Source organism: Bombella dulcis, from assembly GCF_026385505.1.
GTDB classification, from domain to species: Bacteria; Pseudomonadota; Alphaproteobacteria; order Acetobacterales; family Acetobacteraceae; genus Bombella; species Bombella dulcis.
The window spans coordinates 1-3414 of the sequence record NZ_JANIDV010000012.1 but is presented as its reverse complement, the minus strand read 5'-3'; the positions used below and the strand labels follow the sequence as shown (position 1 = coordinate 3414).

The window sequence follows — 3414 nt, the reverse complement described above, 5'->3', positions numbered from 1 at the left end:
CTGGTGGAGGACAAGATAAGCGGACTGGGCCTCTCGGAGAAATTCGAGGTTCTGGACAAGGAAATCAGGACGCCGGGTGGCGGCATCATCATCTTTCAGGGGATGCAGAACCACACGGCGGACTCAATCAAGTCATTAGAAGGTTTCGACGTGGCGTGGGTCGAAGAAGCGCAGTCCTTGTCCGCCTTCTCCATGAAGCTGCTACGCCCAACGATCCGCAAACCCGGCTCCGAAATCTGGTTTAGCTGGAACCCGTCCAAAGAAACCGACCCAGTTGACGCCTTCCTCCGTACGCCCGAGGCTGAAAAAGACCCTGAAATCGTGGTCATCAAAGCCAACTGGTCGGACAATCCGTGGTTTCCTTCCGTTCTGAACGATGAGCGGGAGCGTGACCTAAGGAACCGCCCGGATGAGTATGACCATATCTGGGAAGGTGGATACCAGCAGATCACTGAGGCCCTGATCTTCCGCAGCAGAGTAGAATATGGATGCCGGTTTGAAACGCCGGATAATGCCCGGCTTTATTACGGTGTTGACTGGGGGTTCGCCAAAGACCCTACTGCCATCGTTCGCTGCTTTATTGCCGATGATATTCTGCATGTTGATTATGCTGAAGGTGGAATAGGTATCGAGATGGACGCCCTGCCCGCCCTGTTCGACAAGGTGCCGGGAGCACGGGAATGGCCGATCATGGCCGACTGCGCCCGGCCTGAAACCATCAGCCATATGGCGAATAAATACAGGTTCCGCATTGGCCCCGCCAAGAAGTGGAAGGGCAGCGTGGAAGACGGTATCGAGCGTCTGAAAGCCTTCCGGGGCATCCGTGTCCATGAGCGGGCCGAAAAAATAGCCCGTGAGTTCCGTACGTACTCGTACAAGGTGGACAGGCAGACCGAGCATGTCCTGCCACGCATCGAGGACGCCAACAACCACTGGATAGATGCCCTCCGCTATGCGCTGGATGGTCTGATCCAGAACCGCCGGGCAATTCCGGACTTCTCCGCATTTGCGGGTCAGAAGCTAATTCGTCGATCATTCGTATAAAGGACGCACCATGTGGCCGTTTAAACGCACTCCAGCCACCCCGCAGGAGAGCGCAGGAGACGTGCGGCCGGAGCGTCATGAGCCGTTACTCAGCAATTTCCTGCATGTCGAGCGCAAAAAGGATGGGGGCGTCCCGTCCCTGGAATCCCGCCTCTCCCCCTGCCGTCCCGCCCCGGGCGTCGTGCCAGAGGGGAAGCGGATGGCGTTTGACAGTGCACTGGAAAGCGTGGCGGCGTCACTGGGCGGATATGCCAGCGGCAACATCGAGGGGCTTCAGTCCTGGCTTGCCGATGGTCTGGGCTTCATGGGGTATCCCTACCTCGCACAGATGGCCATGCGGGCCGAGTTCCGGAAGCCGTGTGATGTCATTGCCCGTGAGGCAACACGGGAATGGGTGCGGCTTAAATCCACGAAGAACGTGGATGAAACCGAATATGATACGGATGAAGAAACCCGTGCAGCCCGTGAACAGATCTCACAGGAGACGGCCCACAAGATCAGCGATCTGGAAGCCGAACTCAAACGGCTGGATGTGCGGCGTCTGCTCTACCGGATGACGCTCGACAGCCTGATCTATGGCGTCTCATATGCTTGGATCGACGTTGGCGGCCTTCCCAAAGACGCCACGGGGCAGAATGTTCCGCTGAAGGTGACGAAGTACGGGGTCGAGAAAGGCAGCCTGGGCGGGCTGAAGCGGATTGACCCGGTCTGGACGGCACCGAACTACTACAACGCCGACAGCCCCTACCGCCCCGGCTTTTACGATCCGGACAATTACTGGGTGCAAGGCTGCCTGACCCACAGAGACCGGCTTCTAAAGATGGTGCCGTATGAGGTGCCGGACATCTTCAAACCGGCCTTCAACTTCGGTGGCCTGTCCCTCACCCAGCAACTACGACCCTACGTCCACAATTTCCTGCGTACCCGCAACAGTGTCAGCAACATCACGGCGAACTTTTCCAAGCTGGTCCTGAAAACTGACATGGCGGGCAACATGGGGGTACCACAGGGCACAGATATAGGGTTTTCTGGCCCGATAGATCAGAGTGCCGTGCAGGGTCGTGCGGCCTTCATGCAGAGCCTCTCCGAAGGGCAGGATACGATCGTGGCAGACATGAACGCCGAGGATGTGTCCATCATCGCCACGCCACTTGGGGGCCTGTCCGACCTACAGGCGCAGGCGATGGAGGCCATGGCGTCCATCCCCGGCATCCCTCTGGTGAAACTGTTCGGCATCACGCCAAATGGGCTGAACGCCTCATCCGAGGGCGAAATCCGGGTGTTCTATGATGAGATCGCTGCCTTTCAGGAAAACAACCTGCGGCCCATCCTTGAGCGCATCCTCCGTCTCGTGCAGCTCCACCTGTGGGGGGAACTGGATGACGCAATAGACTTCGACTTTGTGAACCTCTGGCAGCTGGACGATGAAAAAGCGGCGATGGTCGAAAAGGCTAAGGCCGAAACCGACAGGATGAACATCGAAGCCGGGAAGATCACGCCCGATGAAGCCCGCATGAGGGAAGAACAGGACCAGAACAGCATCTACCGGGGCGTCAATCTCTCTGGCGATGCACCGGGCATCCCTGAGCAGGACATACCGAGTTTTGGCGGTCATGAAGGGTTCGGTGGAGAAGGCGGCGAAGGAGAACTCTAATGGCTGCGTTACGTTCCCCTGGAAAGGCAATAACTCTGCCCCTCGGGAGGACAAACGCAGGCATTGCGGCTTGGTATGAAAAGAAGCTCCGTATTCTCATCCGCCGGATGCACCGGGATACTGTCCAGACGGTACGAACCTATTACCGTCGGGCGGAGCCGGAACTGGCGCAAGATGAGAACCCTGTTACAGCTCTGGATATTATTCTCGAGAAGCTGAAAAAGAAGTGGTTGCGGATATTCGAAGACCACGCCTCTACTCTGGCTGAGCATTTCGTGAAGAGCTGTCAGAACGACTGTGAAGGCGATCTGCGGCGAAGACTGAAACGGGCAGGCTTCGGCGTCACGTTCAAGCCCAATGCCGCCATGCAGCGCAGGCTTAAGGTGGCGATCAACTACAATGTTGGGAAGATCAAGTCGATTGCCGAGCAATATCACGACGGGGTGAATACCCTGGTCACAAACTCCGTAATGAAGGGCGGAGATATAGGCGCACTCACTAAAGAGCTGCAAGCCCGATACGGCATTTCTGAGCGCAAGGCGGCCTTCATCGCCGAGGACCAAAATCACAAGATTAATCAAGCCGTAGAGCGGATGCGTGACATCGAATTGGGTTTGGACAAATCCAAATGGCGTCATTGCGGCGGGGGAAGGCATCCACGCCCAGAACACGTCAAAGCGGACGGCAGAATTTACGAGACAGCGAAGGGCTGCCTG

At 57.2% G+C, this 3414-nt stretch carries 3 protein-coding genes; all 3 read left to right on the top strand.

Annotated features, from left to right (window positions below; translation table 11 throughout):
* Nucleotides 1-1044 (top strand): PBSX family phage terminase large subunit (locus NQF87_RS08620; RefSeq protein WP_266128002.1); only part of this gene is annotated, 1044 nt, incomplete at its 5' end.
* 10 nt (nucleotides 1045-1054) lie between these two features.
* Nucleotides 1055-2698, top strand: a complete 1644-nt coding sequence (locus NQF87_RS08615) for a phage portal protein (RefSeq protein ID WP_266128001.1) — start codon at nucleotides 1055-1057, stop codon at nucleotides 2696-2698.
* A partial coding sequence (locus NQF87_RS08610) for a phage minor head protein (RefSeq protein ID WP_266128000.1) occupies nucleotides 2698-3414 on the top strand: 717 nt, incomplete at its 3' end. The genes NQF87_RS08615 and NQF87_RS08610, both read left to right, overlap by 1 nt.

What these genes read in the sequence shown, in the direction of transcription:
- NQF87_RS08615 (WP_266128001.1), top strand. Translation starts at nt 1,055, where the DNA reads ATGTGGCCGTTTAAACGCACTCCAGCCACCCCGCAGGAGAGCGCAGGA.